This is a genomic window from Abyssibius alkaniclasticus (genome assembly GCF_020447305.1).
Taxonomy (GTDB): Bacteria; Pseudomonadota; Alphaproteobacteria; order Rhodobacterales; family Rhodobacteraceae; genus Abyssibius; species Abyssibius alkaniclasticus.
Map to the genome: position 1 here is coordinate 145119 of NZ_CP095732.1, position 16522 is coordinate 161640.

Genomic DNA, 16522 nt, shown 5'->3' on the forward strand with positions numbered 1-16522 from the left:
CACCTAACGCAGCCTCGGCATAACGGTCAATCGAAAGCGGGGCTCTGGCTTGGGTTTCGCCACCAAATGCGGGGGTGACGTGGGGGGCGTTTCGCGCTTTAATGGGCCGATGGACACGCGCATGATTTTGAATGACCTCGAAGGGCTGGGCAGTGAAAAGCTGCGCGGCCAGAACGCCAATCGCGGGGTGCATAGCCAGCAATTCGGCGTGAAACTGGGCGATATCCGCAAACTGGCCAAGCCGCTCGGAACCAACCACGCGCTGGCGCTGGACCTGTGGCAAACCGATGTGTTCGAGGCGCGCCTGCTGGCCATTCTCATCATCGATCCAAAGGCGCTGGCGGCGGATGAGGTTACGGCACTGGTTTGCGCAAATTCTGAAATGCAGGTGGCCGACTGGCTGTCAGCCTATGTCATCAAGAAGCACCCGAACAAGGAAACGCTGCGTGCCGACTGGATGCAGGCACCCCACCCGATGGCCGCGCGTGCGGGGTGGAGCCTGACCGCCGAGCGCATTGAAAAAACCCCCGATGGGCTTGATTTGCCTGCATTGCTCGACCGGATTGAAGCCGAAATGCCCGCAGCCCCGCCCGAAGTGCAATGGACCATGAATATGGCGCTGGCCAATATCGGCATTCATCATGCCGCGCTGCGCCCCCGCGCGCTGGACATTGGCGAGCGTCTGGGCATTTTCCGCGACTACCCTACACCCAAAGGCTGCACCTCGCCCTTCGCCCCGCTCTGGATTGGGGAAATGGTGCGCCGGCAAGCAGTTGCCACGGCATAATCGCGTAAATGCGCCGAGTTTTCTGGCTTTCCCGCCTCTGTGCTTGCACGTGCGCTAACCGCTTCCTATTGTGCTTGCTAAACCAATCCGCCCCGGGTTTGCTCTGGGGTGGCAGAGCAGAATGAAAAGACGACCATATGGAAAAGATTCCCCTCACCGCGCGCGGCTTTGCCAAGCTTGAAGCCGAGCTGAAACACCTGAAATCGAGCGAGCGGCCCGCGATCATCCGCGCCATTGCCGAAGCGCGCGAGCATGGCGATTTGTCGGAGAACGCCGAATACCACGCGGCGCGCGAACGCCAGAGCTTTGTGGAAGGGCGCATCAAGGAGCTTGAGGGCATTCTCGGGCTGGCCGATGTCATCGATGTGTCCAAAATGTCGGGCACGGCGAAGTTTGGCGCAACGGTCGAACTGGTCGATGAAGATAGCGACGAGGAAAAGACCTTTCAGATTGTGGGCGAGGCTGAAGCGGATATCGACGCGGGCCTGCTCAACATGAAATCGCCTCTGGCGCGCGCGCTGATCGGCAAGGAAGAGGGCGACAGCGTTGAAGTCGTCACCCCCGGTGGGCGCAAATCCTACGAGATTCTCTCGATCCGCTACATCTGAAAAGGGGCAAAGAGCCGATGGAGCTACAGGCCAACAAGACCACCGCGCTGCGTGACACGGTCATCGCCGCGGGGGTCAGCATTGTGTGGGTCATCGGCATAGGCGCCTATGCGGCGGGGTATTTCGGCCTGTTCGGCGGCGAGGCCGCCACCGGGGCCGGCGCGCTCGATCTGCTGTTATTCGTGCTGGCGGCCCTGCTGCCGCTGGTGCTTGTCTGGTTTTGCGTGCAGCTTTTGGCGCGCACACGCGAAGTGCAGCTCGAGGCGGCCGAACTGGCCGCTGCCGTAAAGCGCCTGCATACCAGCGCGCCCAATACGCAAACCGCCCGCGTCGTTGCCCAGCCCGACAGCCGCGCGCTGGTTGAGACGCGCGACAGGATGGAGTCGATCGGCCAGCAGCTTCAGCAGGTGGAAACCGCGCTTGTCGCCCTGCTTCATGCGCAGGTGGCCGGGCGCGACAGTCAGGCCGCATCCATGCTGTCTGCCCCGAAAGACGAAGCCGCCCCCATCGGGCAGCCTATGGCCGAGCTTGACCAGGCCACCCTGCCGCTTGGCCAGACCGAGGTGCGCCTGCCCCATACCCCGCCCAACTGGGGCGAGCTTATCCATGCGCTGAATTTCCCCACCGATGAGAAAGACAAAGACGGGTTTCGCGCGCTGCGCATTGCCATGCGCCACCGCAATGCCTCGCTGTGTTTGCGCGCCTCAGAAGACATCATGAACCTGCTGGCCCAGGATGGTATTTACATGGATGACCTCAAGCCCGAGGTTGCCAAGGCCCGCGAATGGCGCCGCTTTTCCGAAGGCGAACGTGGCCGCGAGATGGACCCGGTTGGCGGCATCCGCGATGTGACCGCCATTGCCCTGGCCCGTGGCCGGATGCGCAACGATCCGATTTTCCGCGACGCCGCGCTGCATTTCCAGCGCCGGTTTGACATCGTGCTGCGCGAATTTTGCCGCGATGGCGAAGACAAGCATATCGAAGCCCTTGCCAATACCCGCACCGGCCGCGCCTTCATGCTGCTTGGCCGCGTCAGCGGAATGTTCGGCTAAAGGCCGAATTCTGCAAAGCTGAAATAGCGCACCCTATCGCCGGGCGCTACCGTGCCCGCAGCATCGGGCAGTTCCACCAGACCATCGGCCCAGGCCAGCCCGGCAATGCGGCCCGAACCCTCGGAATGGTAGGTTTCGACCGCGCCATCCGCATTCAGCCGGGCGCGCAGATATTCCCGCCGGCCTGCCTTTTTGGATTTGGAGAACGCCGCCGGCAGCATCAGCCCCGCAGGCTGTTGCCAGCCCCCGCCCGCCAGCACCGAAAGCGCCGGGCGCGCCATGACCAACGTGCAAATGCAGGCCGCCACCGGGTTGCCCGGCAGGCCGAATATCGGCAGGTTGCGCCCTTGCGCGGCGGGCCACAACCCCAGCGCCAGCGGGCGGCCCGGTTTCATGGCCACGCGCCAGGTTTGCAGGCGGCCATGCGCGCTGATCACCGCGCTCAGATGGTCCTCATCCCCCGCCGAAGCGCCGCCGCTCGTCAGGATCGCATCACAGCGTGCCGCCCCCGCATCCAGCGCGGATTTCAGCGCGGCGGGGTCATCGCCGACATGCCCCAGATCGACCGGCTCATGCCCGAAGGCCTGCATCATGGCCAGCAGCATCGGGCGGTTTGCGTCATGGGTCTGGTGCGGCGCGCTGGCCGTGCCGGGGGCGCAAAGCTCATCACCGCTTGATAGAACACCAACGCGCAAGCGCTCAAAAACAAGCACCTCGGCCACACCCACGGCGGCAATCAGCGCCAGATCAGGCGCGCGCAAACGCCGGCCAGCGGGCAAAACCTCGGCCCCCATCGCCACATCCTCGCCCGCGCGGCGCAGGTTCGCGCCTGGTTTCAGCCCTGGTTTGAAGCGCAGCCGCCCACCTGTCAGCGTGACATCTTCTTGCATCACAATGCTGTCCACACCTTCGGGCACCAGCGCGCCGGTCAGAATGCGCAGCGCCGCCCCTGCTGGCACCGCACGGCCAAAAGGCGCGCCCGCCGCCGCGCGGCCCGCAAGCAGTTGCAAATCGCCCGCACCATCGACGCCAAGCGATGCATGTGCCAGACCATAGCCATCCACCGCAGCATTTGCGCCCGGCGGATTGGCGCGCGCCGCAAAAACCGGGGCTGCCAGCAAGCGGCCCAGGGCCGCTGCGGCGGGCGCGGGCTCGATGCCCGCAACCGGCGCCATTCCTTCGCGCAGCCGTGCAAGTGCCACGTCAACCGGGGTCCAGTCCACACCCGGTGGCAGGGCAAAACAGTCATCCGCCAGCGTTTTGCGCCTATCCAAGCCCCACCTCCGCCGCAATAAAGTCGGCAATCGCCTCGACATCGTTCAGATCAAAACGCGCACGGTCCAGCGGGCCGGTCTCATATCCCGCCGCCACCGCCTTCACGGTGTCATCATGCGCGGCGATCAACCCTTCGCGCCCTTGTCGCAACGCCGCCTCCACCTTCGCATGGCCATCGCGCTTATAGCCCTCCACAAGCACCAGATCGCAGGGCGACAGCCTGGCCAGAAGCTCGGCAAGGCTTGGCGGCGTCGCCCCGCGCAGTTCGTGCATCAAGGCCCAGCGGCTGGAGGATGCCACAAGCACCTCGCCCGCCCCCGCCGCGCGGTGCCGCCAGCTATCCTTGCCCTCATGGTCCACATCCACCTGATGATGCGCGTGTTTGATGGTCGAAACCGTGAACCCCCGCGCGGCGAACGTGGCGACAAGCCGCTCCACCAGCGTGGTCTTTCCCATGTTTTTCCAGCCGACAACGCCGTAAACCCGCTGCATATTCATCCTTTCGCGCGCGCTTGCGCCGCTTGCAAATCCTCGGGCGTATTGACGTTGAAGAACGGATCATCGCCGCCCTCGAACACGCAAGTTGCACAGCCCGCCGCATCGCTAAACTGAACCACCTTGCGCGTGCCTTGATCCAGCGCAAGCCGCAGCGCATTGGCAAGCGAAACATCCCAAAGCGCGAAGGTCGGGTGGCGCGCGGCGCGCGGCGCGCCCGGCCCGGCGGCCATAGCAATCGGCTGGCCCGCGCGCGCCGCCATCAGCCGCGCGGCCAGGTCTTGCGGAAAGAACGGCGTATCACCCGCCACGCTTAGCACCGCATCAAAGCCATGCGCGCCCGCCCAGTCCAGCCCGGCCAGCACGCCCGCCAGCGGCCCAGCAAACCCGTCCACCGAATCGGCCACCACCGGCAGGCCGAAGCGGGCAAACCGCGCCGCATCGCCATTGGCGTTCAGCACCACAGCATCCACCTGCGGTGCAAGCCGCGCGATCACCTGATCAAGCAGCGTGCGATTGCCCAGCGGCAACAGCGCCTTGTCGCCCCCGCCCATGCGCCTGGCCAAACCCCCTGCAAGAATAACGCCCGCGATCTTCATTTCGCGGCCTGCCAAAGCGCACGAATGCGCGCCACAAGCGCGGCCCGCGCCGCCTTGTCCTCGATCTCGCCCAGATACACGGCGTGCAGCACCGTGCCGGTGCGCAAGAACAGCGCATCGCGCTTGGCGGCCATATCGCCGACCGTCCGCCAGTCATACTGGCGCGCGGCCCCGTCAATCTCTTCCTCAAACCCTTCGGCATGAAAGCGATAGCGCTCGGCCCCATCCCCAATTGGGCGCGACATCTTGCCCATCTGAAAACGCATCGCACGGCTCCACAAAAACAAGAGCGCGGTAAAGGTTACAAGCGGAAACAGCCGCCAGGCGCCATTCACAAGCTGCGGATCGATCTCGTATAGCCCGATCTGGGTAAGGAACAAAATTCCCGCCGCCGAGGTTATCCCCAGCACGCAGCCCCCCAAAAGCTGCGCCGCCTGCATCCAGAGCGGCAAGAGCGAGCGCCGCCCCCAGGCCTGAAGTGCTGCCGAGGTGTCGTCATGATATTGCGTGGCAATGATGATCTGGCCCTGTTCAGCCATGCGCATCCTTTCCGGCCGCTGCATTCGGCCCCTTCTGCGCCCAAAGCGCCATCACAGCCTTTTCAGCCTGTCTGCGCGACAGATCATCGGGGTTTTGGGGGTCGCGGGCAACACAATGCACAAGCGGGCCGCAATGCACGAACAGCCCGCAATTGAACACCGTATAAAGCTGCAAGGCCCAATGGGTATTGCGCCGTGCTGCCCAGGCCTGCGCCTCACGCGTGGCGCTCTCGACATGGCCGGCTTCAATCACAATCGGCGGCACCTTGCTCACTCCGCATCCTCCGCCGATTTGCGCCTTGTGCGCTTATCCTCATCCGCCACTTGCGCCGGGTCGGCATCCCACACAAGCCGCCCTTCGCCGCTGAGGCACATGAACCGCCGTCCGCGCATCCGCCCGATCAGCGTCAGGCCCACCTTCTGCGCAATTTCCACCCCCCATGCCGTAAAGCCCGAGCGTGAGGCCAGCACCGGAATGCCCATTTGCGCGCATTTGATCACCATTTCCGAGGTCAGCCGCCCGGTCGTATACATCACCTTGTCGGCCGCGCGCACGCCTTCCATCCGCATCCAGCCGGCGATTTTGTCAACCGCGTTATGCCGGCCCACATCCTCCATATACACAAGCGGCTGCGCGCCTTTGCACAGAACCGAGCCGTGGATCGCGCCCGCCGCCAGATACAGGCTTGGCATGGTGTTGATCGCGTGGGCCAGCGCATAAAGATCGGATGTTTTCACCGCCATATCGGGCAGCACCAGCCCCTCGATCGCCTCCATCATATCGCCAAACACCGTGCCCACCGCGCAACCGCTGGTGCGGGTCTTGCGTTTGAGCTTGTCTTCGTAATTCGTGGCGCGTTCGGTGCGCACGACAACAACCTCCAGCTCGTCATCATAGTCCACCGCCGTCAGCACATCGGCCTCCAGCAACATGCCCTGATTGCGCAAAAACCCCACCCCAAGGTATTCGGGATAATCGCCAATGGTCATCGCCGTCACGATTTCCTGGCTGTTGAGGTAAATCGTCAGCGGCCGCTCCTCGACCACGCGTATCTCCTGAACCACGCCGTTCTGGTCCAGCCCGCGCACCGCGCGCGTCAGATCGGCTCGCGCCGGGTCAGGTGCAATTATCATGGCGTCCATCACAAATCCAAATTTGACCCTGCAAATTCCGCAAGGTAAGGAGGCTTTGAATTTGCCCAATGAGTCCCCGGATGTCCACAACCCGCAAGGCCTTTTGGCTTGGCGCAAGCCATGCCCTGCCATTTACACTGATGATCGTGCCCTTCGGCCTGCTTTTCGGAGTTGTCGCCACCGAGGCGGGGTTCGATCTTTTGCAAACAATGGCGATGACGGTGCTGGTCATTGCGGGTGCTGGCCAGTTCAGCGCCGTGGCTGTGCTGGTCGATAACGGGCCGGTGCTGATTGCCGTGGCCACCGGGCTGGCCGTGAATCTGCGCATGGCCATGTATTCCGCCTCGCTCGCCCCCTATCTGGGCGAAGCGCCGCTTTTGAAACGCGCGCTCATTTCCTATGGGCTGGTCGATCAGAACTATATCGCCGCTGTGCAGAAATATGAGGCCACACCCGCAATGTCGATCGACGAGCGGCTTGGCTATTTCGCGGGCTTTTTCTGCGTCATGGCACCGTTCTGGTATGGCTCCACGCTTGTGGGCGCGCTGGTCGGCTCGGCCATCCCGCCCGAATATGCGCTCGATTTCGCCCTACCAATCACCTTTGTGGCAATGGTCGCCCCCAGTCTGCGCAGCCTGCCCCATGTCGCTGCGGCCTTTGTATCGGTCGTGGTGTCGCTGGTGCTGGCCTTTCTGCCCTATAACCTGTGGCTGCTCATCGCCGGAATTCTGGCCATGATGACCGGGGCCGCCGTTGAACAATGGATGAAGCGCCATGCCCGAACCCATTAGCGATTTTGCCATCTGGGCGACCATCCTGCTGCTGGGTCTTGGCACCTGGCTGATCCGCTTTTCATTCCTGGGGCTGATCGGCGCGCGGCAAATGCCGGATTGGGCGCTGCGACATCTGCGCTATGTGCCCGTGGCCATCATGCCCGGCATTGTCGCCCCGCTTGTGGCCTGGCCCGAGGCGACGGGCGGCGTGCTTGAACCGATACGCCTGTCGGCCATCATCGTGGCCCTGCTGATCGGGGCCTATATGCGCTCGACCCTGTGGTCGATTGCCGCCGGGCTGGTGGTGCTTTACGGGCTGCTGGCGCTATAGCGGCAGGGCTGTGGTTTTGAACACGGTGCGCAGCGCAAAGCTGCTTTGCATCTGCGCCACGCCGGGCAGGCGCGCCAGATATTGTTTGTGGATGCGCGCAAAATCATCGGTATCATGCGCGACCACCTTCAGGATATAATCTGCCGAACCCGCCATCAGGTGGCATTCCATCACATCGGGCACCAGCGCCACCTGCCGCTCGAACGCCTCCATGATCTCATCTGACTGGCCCGAAAGCGTGATCTCGACAAAGACCGTCGCCCGCCGCCCCATTGCGCGCGGATCCAGCAGCGCCACATAGTCGCGGATGATCCCCTCTGCCTCGAGCCGCTGCACACGGCGATAGCAGGCCGAAGGTGAAAGCGCGATCCGCTCGGCAAGGTCGGAATTGGGCAACCGCCCCTCTTTCTGCAGGATCGACAGAATCTTCAGATCAATCGCATCTATTTGCATTTATGCACAATCCTTGCGCCATGTTGCACTTTTTCAGTTAAATCGTGCATTTCTTCTGCACTGCACAACCGATATTTGCAATGCAATTTCAAAGATTTTCTGCAATAAGCGCGCATCTTCAAACAGACCCATCCCAAGAGCAGGAGGCCCATATGCTGATCGGTTGCCCAAAAGAGATCAAGAATCAGGAATATCGCGTTGGCATGACGCCAATGGCCGCTTTTGAGGCCGTCTCTGCTGGCCATAGCGTGATCATCGAAAAAGATGCCGGCCTTGGCGCTGGCTTTCCGGACGCGGAATATACCGCCGTTGGTGCCGAAATCGTCGACACCGCCGAAGAGGTATTCGCCCGCGCCGAGATGGTCGTGAAGGTAAAAGAGCCGCAAGCCGTTGAACGTGCCCGCTTGCGCGAAGGCCAGATCCTGTTCACCTATCTGCACCTTGCCCCCGATGCGCCGCAAACCAATGACCTGCTGAAATCGGGCGTGACGGCCATTGCCTATGAAACCGTGACCGACCGTAATGGCGGCCTGCCGCTGCTTGCGCCCATGTCAGAGGTTGCGGGCCGCCTTGCACCGCAGGTCGGCTCGTGGACTTTGCAAAAAGCCAATGGCGGCCGTGGCGTGCTTATGGGCGGTGTGCCCGGCGTTGGTCCGGCCAATGTTGTGGTGATCGGTGGTGGCGTTGTTGGCACACATGCCGCCAAGATCGCCGCCGGTATGGGCGCCGATGTGACCGTGCTTGACATGTCGCTGCCGCGTATGCGCTACCTCGATGATGTCTTTGGCGGCACGTTCAAGACCCGCCTTGCCAGCCGCGCCAATACCGCCGAACTGGTGGCATCCGCCGATATGGTGATCGGCGCCGTGCTGATCCCCGGCGCCGCAGCGCCCAAACTCGTCAGCCGCGCGCAGCTTGCCAGCATGAAGCCGGGTGCTGTGATTGTGGATGTGGCCATCGACCAGGGCGGCTGCTTTGAAACCTCGCACGCCACCACCCATGATGACCCGATCTACGAGGTTGACGGTATCATGCATTACTGCGTGGCCAATATGCCGGGCGCCGTTGCGCGCACCTCGACCATCGCGCTTGGCAATGCCACCCTGCCCTTCATGATGGCGCTGGCCAACAAAGGCTGGAAACAGGCTTGTGCCGATGATGCGCATCTGCTGAACGGGCTCAACACCCATGCCGGCAAGCTCACCTATGAAGCCGTCGGCAAAGCCCTTGGCCTGCCCTTCATTTCGGGCCACGAGGCTTTGGGCATGTAACCAACAGGGTGCGCAATAAATGCGCACCCACCAAAACCGTTTGATCGGCACCCGTAGGGTGCGCATTCATTGCGCACCTCTGTGGTCGCATTCATTGCGCACCTCTGTGGTCGCATTCATTGCGCACCCCTTTGGCCGCATTCATTGCGCACCTTTTTTATGCCTGAACTTCCTTCTGAATTTCCACCGTATGCGGGTAAGGAATGCTGACGCCCTCGGCATCGAACGCCTCTTTCACGGCCTTGGTCACGTCAAACTGCATCTCCCAGAAATCATCCGACTTTGCCCAGAGCCGGGCTGTCAGGTCAACCGAACTGGTGCCCAGATTCGTAACCCGCACCCAGGGCTCCGGGTTGTCCAGCACCCGCCCGTCGGCGCGCGCAAGCCGCAGGATAATTTCCATCGCCTTGTCGATGTCATCGGCATAATCGATGCCGAACACCAGATCCGCCCGCCGCGTCGGGTGGTAGGAAAAATTGACAATGACCGAGCCCCAGGCCTGCCCGTTGGGCACGATGACCTGCTCGTTTTGCGGCGTGGCAAGCTCGGTAAAGAACAGATTGATCGCCTTGACCGTGCCGGAGGAGCCGCCGATATCCACGAAATGCCCCAGCTTGTAGGGGCGGAAAATGACCAGCATGAACCCCGCCGCCACATGGCTGAGCGTGCCTTGAAGCGCCAGGCCAATAGCCAGCGAGGCCGCCCCCAGCACGGCCACAAGCGAGGTTGCCTCGACACCGAAAATGTTCAGCACCGCGATCAGCACCATCAGCAGAATCGCATAGCGGATGAGGTTGGCCATGAAAATGCCAACCGTATCGTCGATCTGCGGCTGTGCCATCACGCGGTTGCGCACCACGCGCGCAATCATGCCCGCAGCCACCCAGCCGCCAATCAGCACCAGCAGCGCCTTGCCCGCATTGATGATCAGCGGCCAGATCCAGCCCAGTTGTTCTGCCATCGTATCCATCGGCTCACCTCCAAATCCATTTGGCCACGGCCCTAGCATTCATGGCACCAAAAAACAACAAACCCCAACCGTAGGGTGCGCATTCATTGCGCACCTTTGTGGTCGCATTCACTGCGCACCACGTTCCGCACCACGCGGCCTGAAAAAAGACCGCCCGAAGGCGGCCCTTTGCCAGCGCAAAGCTGCGCTTATTTCTTCAACAAATCGCGGATTTCGGCGAGCAATTCTTCTTGCGTCGGCCCTTTTGGCGCAGCCGGGGCTTCCTTGGCGGGCTTGGTGGCGCTGTCTTTCACGCGGTTCACCATTTTCACCAGAATGAACACAACCCAGGCCACAATCAGGAAGTTGATCACCGCCATGATGAAGCTGCCATATTTGAAGGCGCCGGCCTCCGGATCATCCGAAAGCATGATCATCATGCCTGAGAAATCAATCCCGCCGGTAAACAGGCTGATGATCGGGTTGATCAGATCGGCCACCAGCGAGCTGACAATCGCCGTAAAAGCCGCGCCGATGATGATGCCAACGGCCATGTCCATGACATTGCCCTTGGCGATGAAGCTTTTGAATTCTTTCAACATTTCTGTCCCCATAAGTTGTAGGGCGTCTTTGCGCCTATACAATATTTAGCATAAGCTGCGAAAATGGGAACAAATTCTTGACGGGCCAACCCGTAGGGTGCGCATTCATTGCGCACCTTTGTGGTCGCCCGAATGGCGCACCTTGGAATGATTCACCCCTCGCATGGTGCGCAATAAATGCGCACCCTACATCACATCCAACCCGTAGGGTGCGCATTCATTGCGCACCTCTTTGGTTGCATTCATTGCGCACCACCCTTGGCGCCCTCATCACGCCTTGCCCGTCACCGTATAGCGCAGAATTTCCACAACCTGCTCGGCGGATTCCACAACCGCCAGCGCGGCGGCATCCACCTCTTTCAGCGCGTGCTGATGGTCGGCACCATGCATGACGATCAGCGCCTTGCCCAAAGCCGCGGCATAGCCGGCATCAAACGCCGCGTTCCACTGCTTGTATTTCTCGCCGAAGCGCACCACGACAATATCGGCCGCCGCAATGGCGTTGCGCGTGCGGATGGCGTTCAGCTTGGCGCCCTTGTGGTCGTGCCAGAACTTGCTCTCCTCCGGCCCCATGATGCGCACACCGCAATCATCCGATGTGTCGTGGTCGGTCACGGGGGCTGAAAACTCAATGCCCAGCCCCGCGGCCCCGGCCTCGATCTCGCCGCGCCAATCGGTATGGATTTCCCCTGACAGATAAACCTTCATGAGCGCAAGACCCCCCCTGTTGCTTTTGCGACCTTGGCGATCACCTTTTCGGCCACCGCCTCGATATCCTTATCGGTCAGCGTCGCGTCCTTCGGTTCCAGCCGCACCGAAATGGCGAGCGATTTTTTGCCCGCGCCCATCTGCGCCTCGGCCTTCTCGCCTGCGAATATATCAAACAGGCTGACATCGGCAATCAGCGCCTTGTCGGCCCCTTTGGCGGCGCGCAGCAGGGTATCGGCCTCGCAATCCGCATCCACCACAAAGGCAAAGTCACGCTCGACCGCCTGAAAATCCGACATGCCCAAAGCAGGCCGTGTGCGGCTGGAGGATTTTGGCACCGGCACGTTTTCCAAAAACAGGCTGAAGGCCACGGCCGGCCCCTTCACATCCAGTGCGGCCAGCACTTTTGGGTGCAGCTCGCCAAACACCGCCAGCGGGTTTTTCGGCCCCAGCCCCAGCACCGCCGAGCGACCGGGATGGAACCAGTCGGGTGCCGTGCGCTGCGCCATCAGCCGCTCAACCGGCGCGCCAATCGCGGCAAGCGCCGCTTCAGCATCGGCCTTGGCGTCGTAAATATCAACCGGGCGGCGGGTGCCAAAGGCGTTGCGCGGCGCGGTGGCGCCTATGCGGATACCGCTGGCCAAAAGCTGCATATCCTCGGGCTCGCCGCCCGCAAAGCCGTGGCCAAGCTCGAACAGCGCCATATCGCCAAAGCCGCGCGCCTGGTTGCGGGCGGCGGCGCGCAAAAGGCTTGGCAGCAGGTTGGGGCGCATATGGCTCAGGTCAGCCGAGATCGGGTTGCCAAGGCGCACCGCATCATCGCCGCCGCCAAACAGCGAAGCCGCCTGCGCATCGATAAAGGAATAGGTCACGCATTCATTATAGCCAAGTGCGGCAATCGCGCGGCGCACCTTGGCGCTGCGCACCTGAATAGGCGTCAGCACCTGTTCGGCTACACCATTTTCCGGGCGGGGCAGCGGCACGCCTTTGAGCTTGGTCAAGGAGGTGACGCGGGCGATTTCCTCGACCAGATCCGCCTCGCCCAGCACATCGGGCCGCCAGCTTGGCACCCAGACCTCCATGCCCGAAAACTCCGAAGCCACGCCAAAGCCCAAATCGGCCAGAATGCGCGCCTGTTCCTTGGCGTCAATCTCCATGCCCACAAGGCTGACAACGCGCTTGGGGTCGAGCATGTAAGACCGGCTCGTATCCGGCACGGCACCGGCCACGACCATCTCGCTCGCCTCGCCACCGCACAGCTCCAGCACCATCGCCGTGGCCGCATCCAGCCCGTCGGGCGTGAAGGCCGGGTCAACGCCGCGCTCGAACCTGTAGCGCGCATCCGAGTTGATTTTCAGCTTCCGCCCGGTCTGCGCAATGCTCACAGGGTCCCAATAGGCGCTTTCGATGAACACATTCACCGTATCTTCCGTGCAGCCCGTGGCCGCCCCGCCCATGACACCGGCAATCGATTCCACGCCCGTATCATCGGAAATCGCCATCATGCCGGCTTCCAGCGTATACTCCTTGTCATCCAGCGCGGTAATCACTTCGCCACCGTCGGCAAAATGCACCCGCAAATTGCCCTTCACCTTGTCGGCATCGAACACATGCAGCGGGCGGTTCTGGTCATAGGTGAAATAGTTGGTGATATCGACCAGCGTTGAAATCGGCCGCAGCCCGATGGCGCGCAAACGGTCGGCCAGCCAGCGCGGGCTAGGGCCGTTCTTCACGCCGCGCACAAGGCGGCCTGTGAAAAGCGGGCAGCCCTTGGCCTGCACATCGGCGTCAATGCTCACGCCTATCGCGCTCGGCTTGCCCTTGGGCAGGGTTGCAATGGGCAGCGGTTTCAGCTTGCCAAGCCCGCGCGCGGCCAAATCCCGCGCTAAACCGCGCACGCCCAGCGCATCGGGGCGGTTGGGGGTGATGGCAATGTCAAACACAGGGTCGTTCGACTTCGCATAGTCGATATAGCGCATCCCAAGCGGCGCATCGGCGGGTAAATCGATAATGCCGTCATGGTCATCAGACAGCATCAATTCGCGCTCGGAACACAGCATCCCGTTGCTATCCACCCCACGGATATTGCCGGGCTTGAGGTCCACCCCCGTGCCGGGCACATGCGTGCCAACGGGCGCGAATACTCCCACAAGCCCGGTGCGCGCATTGGGGGCGCCGCAGACAACCTGCACCTCCTCCGAGCGGCCACCTTGGCCATCGGGGAAGGTTTCCACACGGCACAGGCGCAGACGGTCGGCATTGGGGTGCTGCACGGCCTCGATCACGCGGCAAATGCGGAATGCGCCAAGCTTTTCGGCAGGGTCTTCAACGCCCTCAACCTCAAGCCCCAGATCGGTCAGCGCCTCGGCGATCTCCTCGACCGAGGCTTCGGTGTCCAAATGCTGCTTCAGCCAGCCCAATGTGAATTTCATATATCCGCCCTATCCCGCGCAATCCTGTTGGGGAGTAACTAGCAAATGCGCGGGATGGGTTACAGAGGGTTTTTGTGGGGCGAACCCGCACAACCACCAGCCCTTACGCGGTGAAGCTGGCCCAAAACCCTCCGGGTCGCCCCAAGCGGCCCGGATCACGCCCGACCCGCCCCGCATCTGGCTCGGCGGCGGGCGTGACCGCCCACCCTCGTGCCGGTCGCGATCCTAGTTGTTTCAATGCAACGATGAGTTAAACCCCACCATGCAACGTCGGCACGTCAAGCGCACCGAAGCCATAATGCCGCAGCCAGCGCAAATCGGCATCGAAAAACGCGCGCAAATCCGGTATCCCGTATTTCAGCATCGCAATCCGGTCGATGCCCATGCCAAAGGCGAAGCCCTGCCACTGGCTCGGGTCAACGCCTGCCGATTGCAGCACTTTGGGGTGGACCATGCCGCTGCCCAGCACTTCCAGCCAGCCATCGCCCTCGCCCACTTTCAACTGACCATCAACCCATGAACACTGGATATCGACCTCGGCGCTCGGCTCGGTAAAGGGGAAGTGGCTGGCGCGAAACCGGGTTTTGACGCTGGTGCCGAAATAGGCTGAAAAGAACTGCTCCAGCACCCATTTCAGGTTGGCCATCGAAATGCTCTTGTCAATCGCCAACCCCTCCACCTGATGGAACATCGGCGTGTGGGTGATGTCGTAATCCGAGCGATAGACCCGCCCCGGCGCGATCACCCGGCAGGGCGTGCCATGCGCCTCCAAATGCCGAATTTGCACGGGGCTGGTATGGGTGCGCAGCACATGCGGCGGGCGGTTATCGCCTGCCTCGCGGTGCATGTAAAACGTGTCATGCTCCTGGCGCGCGGGGTGTTCGGGGGCAATGTTCAGCGCATCGAAATTGTAAAAATCGGTCTCGATCTGCGGGCCTTCGGCCACCGAAAAGCCCAGATCGGCGAAAATCGCGATCACTTCCTCGGTCACCTGGCTAACGGGGTGGATGCTGCCCTGCGCTGCGGGCCGCGCGGGCGCGCTGATATCCAGCCATTCGGCCTGCAGGCGTGCGTTCAGCGCCGCATCGCCCAAAGCCGCGCGTTTGGCGGAAATGGCCGCGTTCACCTCATCCTTCAGCGCGTTCAGCAGCGGGCCGACCGCTTGGCGCTGCTCTGGCGTCATCTTGCCAAGCTCGCGCATTTTAAGGCTGATCTCGCCCTTCTTGCCAATGCTGGCCACGCGCAAATCTTCAAGCGCCGCCTCGTCGCCAGCCGCGCCGACCGCGCCCAGAATTCGTGTTTTCAGCTCTGCAATATCGTCCATAACCCGCCTGCCTCAAAATCCGCTTCACGCCTATCAGAAACAGCGGCGATTGCAAGGCGAAGGGCGCGTTAAGCCCTCGTTAACCCTGATGGTGCAAAGTTAAAATTGCGTAAAGATAGGGCGTTTATTTATGATCATAACCGGCACAGCCGCGGGCGAAACCCTGCCAGACACCATGCGCCGCGACAAGCTGAGCGGCGGTGACGGGGCCGATATTTTCGCGCTGAACCGCGACAACAAGCGCGATTTCATCCTCGATTTCGCCGATGGTTTTGACAAGATCGACCTCAGCGCCTTTCGCGTGACCTTTGACGAGGTGTTCATCAAGCGCATTTCGGCCGACACTTTCGTCTTCACCATTCGCGGCGAAAGCAACAATGTCACCTTCGCGCCCACGCTTGGCGGCCCGATCGGGCTGAGCGCCGATGACTTCATCTTCGACCCCGGTGCCGCCCCGCCCAGCGTGAACCTCATCTCCGACACCGCAGCCAAGGACAAGCTGTTCGGCACCTCGCGCCCGGATGTGTTTTTGTTCAACCCCGATGGCACGCGCGACGCGGTGCGCAATTTCGAACTGGGCAAAGACCAGATCGATTTGCAAACCTTTGATACGAATTTCGGCGCGCTGGTCATGGTCGATGTCCGGCCCGGTCGTGTGCGGCTGGAACTGACAACCGAACTGGGCACCGAGGCCATCTTCGTCACCGACGGGTCCAAAGCCTTTACATCGGCCGATTTCGGGGCGGATGATTTCATTTTCTGACACGAAAAACCCGCCACTTGCGCGGCGGGTTTTCACAATTCAACAGCCTGCGGGCCTTAGGCCAGTGCAGCCTTGGCGCGCGCGGCGATATCGTTGAACGCGGCAGGTTCGGTCACGGCCAGATCGGCCAGAACCTTGCGGTCCACTTCAATACCGGCCAGCGCCAGCCCGTTGATGAAGCGCGAATAGGTCAGCTTTTCATCAAAGGCACGCACGGCGGCGTTGATCCGCTGAATCCACAGCGCGCGGAAATTCCGCTTGCGCACCTTACGGTCGCGCGTTGCATATTGCATCGCCTTGTCAACCGACTGGGTGGCCGTGCGGAAATTGCGCGAACGTGCGCCGTAATGGCCCTTGGCGGCCTTGATAACCTTGCGGTGACGGGCGTGTGTGACTACGCCGCTCTTGACTCTCGACATCTCTCGGC

General features: G+C 62.0%; 20 protein-coding genes. 7 read left to right on the forward strand and 13 right to left on the reverse strand.

The genetic code is table 11. The features are described from left to right. The first annotated feature begins 121 nt into the window (after positions 1-121). The 3 genes from LGT41_RS00765 (at position 122) to LGT41_RS00775 (ending at position 2447) form a co-directional block, all read left to right on the forward strand. On the forward strand, positions 122-787 hold the full coding sequence (locus tag LGT41_RS00765) for a DNA alkylation repair protein (RefSeq protein WP_274128089.1): 666 nt from the start codon (positions 122-124) through the stop codon (positions 785-787). Between the two features lie 137 nt (positions 788-924). Continuing rightward, on the forward strand, positions 925-1395 hold the full coding sequence (greA, locus tag LGT41_RS00770; protein ID WP_274128090.1) for a transcription elongation factor GreA: 471 nt from the start codon (positions 925-927) through the stop codon (positions 1393-1395). A 17-nt stretch (positions 1396-1412) separates the two neighbouring features. After that, positions 1413-2447, forward strand: a complete 1035-nt coding sequence (locus LGT41_RS00775) for a hypothetical protein (protein ID WP_274128091.1) — start codon at positions 1413-1415, stop codon at positions 2445-2447. Here LGT41_RS00775 and LGT41_RS00780 read toward each other — a convergent pair. From LGT41_RS00780 to LGT41_RS00805, 6 genes are read right to left on the reverse strand one after another with little or no spacing between them, the layout of a single operon-like run. Further along, positions 2444-3721: a molybdopterin-binding protein gene (locus LGT41_RS00780; RefSeq protein ID WP_274128092.1), complete on the reverse strand. Its 1278-nt coding sequence runs from the start codon at positions 3719-3721 to the stop codon at positions 2444-2446. The genes LGT41_RS00775 and LGT41_RS00780 overlap by 4 nt on opposite strands. Beyond that, positions 3714-4214, reverse strand: a complete 501-nt coding sequence (gene mobB / locus LGT41_RS00785; RefSeq protein WP_274128093.1) for a molybdopterin-guanine dinucleotide biosynthesis protein B — start codon at positions 4212-4214, stop codon at positions 3714-3716. Before mobB ends, LGT41_RS00780 begins: the two co-directional genes overlap by 8 nt. Before the next feature lie 2 nt (positions 4215-4216). Next, entirely contained in the window at positions 4217-4816 is a 600-nt protein-coding gene (gene mobA / locus LGT41_RS00790; RefSeq protein WP_274128094.1) for a molybdenum cofactor guanylyltransferase MobA, read from the reverse strand. Continuing rightward, the gene (locus LGT41_RS00795) at positions 4813-5355 is read right to left on the reverse strand and encodes a hypothetical protein (RefSeq protein WP_274128095.1); all 543 of its coding nucleotides are present in this window, start codon (positions 5353-5355) and stop codon (positions 4813-4815) included. The genes mobA and LGT41_RS00795 overlap by 4 nt, the downstream gene beginning before the upstream one ends. Then, positions 5348-5629 (reverse strand): hypothetical protein, encoded by a 282-nt coding sequence (locus LGT41_RS00800; RefSeq protein WP_274128096.1) that lies wholly within the window; start codon positions 5627-5629, stop codon positions 5348-5350. Before LGT41_RS00800 ends, LGT41_RS00795 begins: the two co-directional genes overlap by 8 nt. Next, complete coding sequence (locus tag LGT41_RS00805) at positions 5626-6498, reverse strand: formate dehydrogenase accessory sulfurtransferase FdhD (RefSeq protein WP_274128097.1); 873 nt, start codon at positions 6496-6498, stop codon at positions 5626-5628. The genes LGT41_RS00800 and LGT41_RS00805 overlap by 4 nt, the downstream gene beginning before the upstream one ends. Positions 6499-6569: 71 nt before the next feature. Between LGT41_RS00805 and LGT41_RS00810 the strand changes: the two genes are divergently transcribed. Together LGT41_RS00810 and LGT41_RS00815 are read left to right on the forward strand one after the other, a co-directional pair. After that, positions 6570-7280, forward strand: a complete 711-nt coding sequence (locus LGT41_RS00810; protein WP_274128098.1) for an AzlC family ABC transporter permease — start codon at positions 6570-6572, stop codon at positions 7278-7280. Then, positions 7264-7593: an AzlD domain-containing protein gene (locus LGT41_RS00815; protein ID WP_274128099.1), complete on the forward strand. Its 330-nt coding sequence runs from the start codon at positions 7264-7266 to the stop codon at positions 7591-7593. The genes LGT41_RS00810 and LGT41_RS00815 overlap by 17 nt, the downstream gene beginning before the upstream one ends. Here the strand turns inward: LGT41_RS00815 and LGT41_RS00820 are convergent. After that, on the reverse strand, positions 7588-8046 hold the full coding sequence (locus LGT41_RS00820; protein WP_274128100.1) for an Lrp/AsnC family transcriptional regulator: 459 nt from the start codon (positions 8044-8046) through the stop codon (positions 7588-7590). The two genes, LGT41_RS00815 and LGT41_RS00820, sit on opposite strands and share 6 nt — an antisense overlap. A 152-nt stretch (positions 8047-8198) precedes the next feature. On the opposite strand from LGT41_RS00820, the gene ald reads away from it, so the two are divergent. Continuing rightward, entirely contained in the window at positions 8199-9317 is a 1119-nt protein-coding gene (ald, locus tag LGT41_RS00825) for an alanine dehydrogenase (RefSeq protein ID WP_274128101.1), read from the forward strand. A 157-nt stretch (positions 9318-9474) separates the two neighbouring features. Here ald and LGT41_RS00830 read toward each other — a convergent pair whose 3' ends face one another. The 5 genes from LGT41_RS00830 to pheS form a co-directional block, all read right to left on the reverse strand. Further along, entirely contained in the window at positions 9475-10287 is an 813-nt protein-coding gene (locus LGT41_RS00830; RefSeq protein ID WP_274128102.1) for a mechanosensitive ion channel family protein, read from the reverse strand. 188 nt (positions 10288-10475) lie between these two features. Further along, the gene (gene mscL, locus LGT41_RS00835; protein ID WP_274128104.1) at positions 10476-10868 is read right to left on the reverse strand and encodes a large-conductance mechanosensitive channel protein MscL; all 393 of its coding nucleotides are present in this window, start codon (positions 10866-10868) and stop codon (positions 10476-10478) included. A 270-nt stretch (positions 10869-11138) separates the two neighbouring features. Further along, complete coding sequence (locus LGT41_RS00840) at positions 11139-11576, reverse strand: YtoQ family protein (protein WP_274128105.1); 438 nt, start codon at positions 11574-11576, stop codon at positions 11139-11141. Further along, the gene (gene pheT / locus LGT41_RS00845) at positions 11573-14008 is read right to left on the reverse strand and encodes a phenylalanine--tRNA ligase subunit beta (RefSeq protein ID WP_274128106.1); all 2436 of its coding nucleotides are present in this window, start codon (positions 14006-14008) and stop codon (positions 11573-11575) included. The genes LGT41_RS00840 and pheT overlap by 4 nt, the downstream gene beginning before the upstream one ends. Before the next feature lie 250 nt (positions 14009-14258). Beyond that, complete coding sequence (gene pheS, locus LGT41_RS00850) at positions 14259-15332, reverse strand: phenylalanine--tRNA ligase subunit alpha (protein ID WP_274128107.1); 1074 nt, start codon at positions 15330-15332, stop codon at positions 14259-14261. Positions 15333-15462: 130 nt separating this feature from the next. On the opposite strand from pheS, the gene LGT41_RS00855 reads away from it, so the two are divergent. Further along, the gene (locus LGT41_RS00855; RefSeq protein WP_274128108.1) at positions 15463-16095 is read left to right on the forward strand and encodes a calcium-binding protein; all 633 of its coding nucleotides are present in this window, start codon (positions 15463-15465) and stop codon (positions 16093-16095) included. Positions 16096-16151: 56 nt separating this feature from the next. Here the strand turns inward: LGT41_RS00855 and rplT are convergent, their stop codons facing one another. Continuing rightward, a complete protein-coding gene (gene rplT / locus LGT41_RS00860) occupies positions 16152-16514 on the reverse strand; it encodes a 50S ribosomal protein L20 (RefSeq protein WP_274128109.1) in 363 nt (120 codons plus the stop codon). Positions 16515-16522 lie beyond the last annotated feature (8 nt).

Excerpts from the sequence above, each read along its gene's own strand:
- LGT41_RS00795 (WP_274128095.1), bottom strand. The coding sequence starts at position 5,355 with ATGGCTGAACAGGGCCAGATCATCATTGCCACGCAATATCATGACGAC.
- ald (WP_274128101.1), top strand. The coding sequence starts at position 8,199 with ATGCTGATCGGTTGCCCAAAAGAGATCAAGAATCAGGAATATCGCGTT.
- pheS (WP_274128107.1), bottom strand. The coding sequence starts at position 15,332 with ATGGACGATATTGCAGAGCTGAAAACACGAATTCTGGGCGCGGTCGGC.
- LGT41_RS00830 (WP_274128102.1), bottom strand. The coding sequence starts at position 10,287 with ATGGATACGATGGCAGAACAACTGGGCTGGATCTGGCCGCTGATCATC.
- LGT41_RS00810 (WP_274128098.1), top strand. The coding sequence starts at position 6,570 with ATGTCCACAACCCGCAAGGCCTTTTGGCTTGGCGCAAGCCATGCCCTG.
- pheT (WP_274128106.1), bottom strand. The coding sequence starts at position 14,008 with ATGAAATTCACATTGGGCTGGCTGAAGCAGCATTTGGACACCGAAGCC.
- greA (WP_274128090.1), top strand. The coding sequence starts at position 925 with ATGGAAAAGATTCCCCTCACCGCGCGCGGCTTTGCCAAGCTTGAAGCC.
- LGT41_RS00815 (WP_274128099.1), top strand. The coding sequence starts at position 7,264 with ATGCCCGAACCCATTAGCGATTTTGCCATCTGGGCGACCATCCTGCTG.
- LGT41_RS00805 (WP_274128097.1), bottom strand. The coding sequence starts at position 6,498 with ATGGACGCCATGATAATTGCACCTGACCCGGCGCGAGCCGATCTGACG.
- rplT (WP_274128109.1), bottom strand. The coding sequence starts at position 16,514 with ATGTCGAGAGTCAAGAGCGGCGTAGTCACACACGCCCGTCACCGCAAG.
- LGT41_RS00820 (WP_274128100.1), bottom strand. The coding sequence starts at position 8,046 with ATGCAAATAGATGCGATTGATCTGAAGATTCTGTCGATCCTGCAGAAA.
- LGT41_RS00840 (WP_274128105.1), bottom strand. The coding sequence starts at position 11,576 with ATGAAGGTTTATCTGTCAGGGGAAATCCATACCGATTGGCGCGGCGAG.
- LGT41_RS00765 (WP_274128089.1), top strand. The coding sequence starts at position 122 with ATGATTTTGAATGACCTCGAAGGGCTGGGCAGTGAAAAGCTGCGCGGC.
- mobA (WP_274128094.1), bottom strand. The coding sequence starts at position 4,816 with ATGAAGATCGCGGGCGTTATTCTTGCAGGGGGTTTGGCCAGGCGCATG.
- mobB (WP_274128093.1), bottom strand. The coding sequence starts at position 4,214 with ATGCAGCGGGTTTACGGCGTTGTCGGCTGGAAAAACATGGGAAAGACC.
- mscL (WP_274128104.1), bottom strand. The coding sequence starts at position 10,868 with ATGTTGAAAGAATTCAAAAGCTTCATCGCCAAGGGCAATGTCATGGAC.
- LGT41_RS00775 (WP_274128091.1), top strand. The coding sequence starts at position 1,413 with ATGGAGCTACAGGCCAACAAGACCACCGCGCTGCGTGACACGGTCATC.
- LGT41_RS00855 (WP_274128108.1), top strand. The coding sequence starts at position 15,463 with ATGATCATAACCGGCACAGCCGCGGGCGAAACCCTGCCAGACACCATG.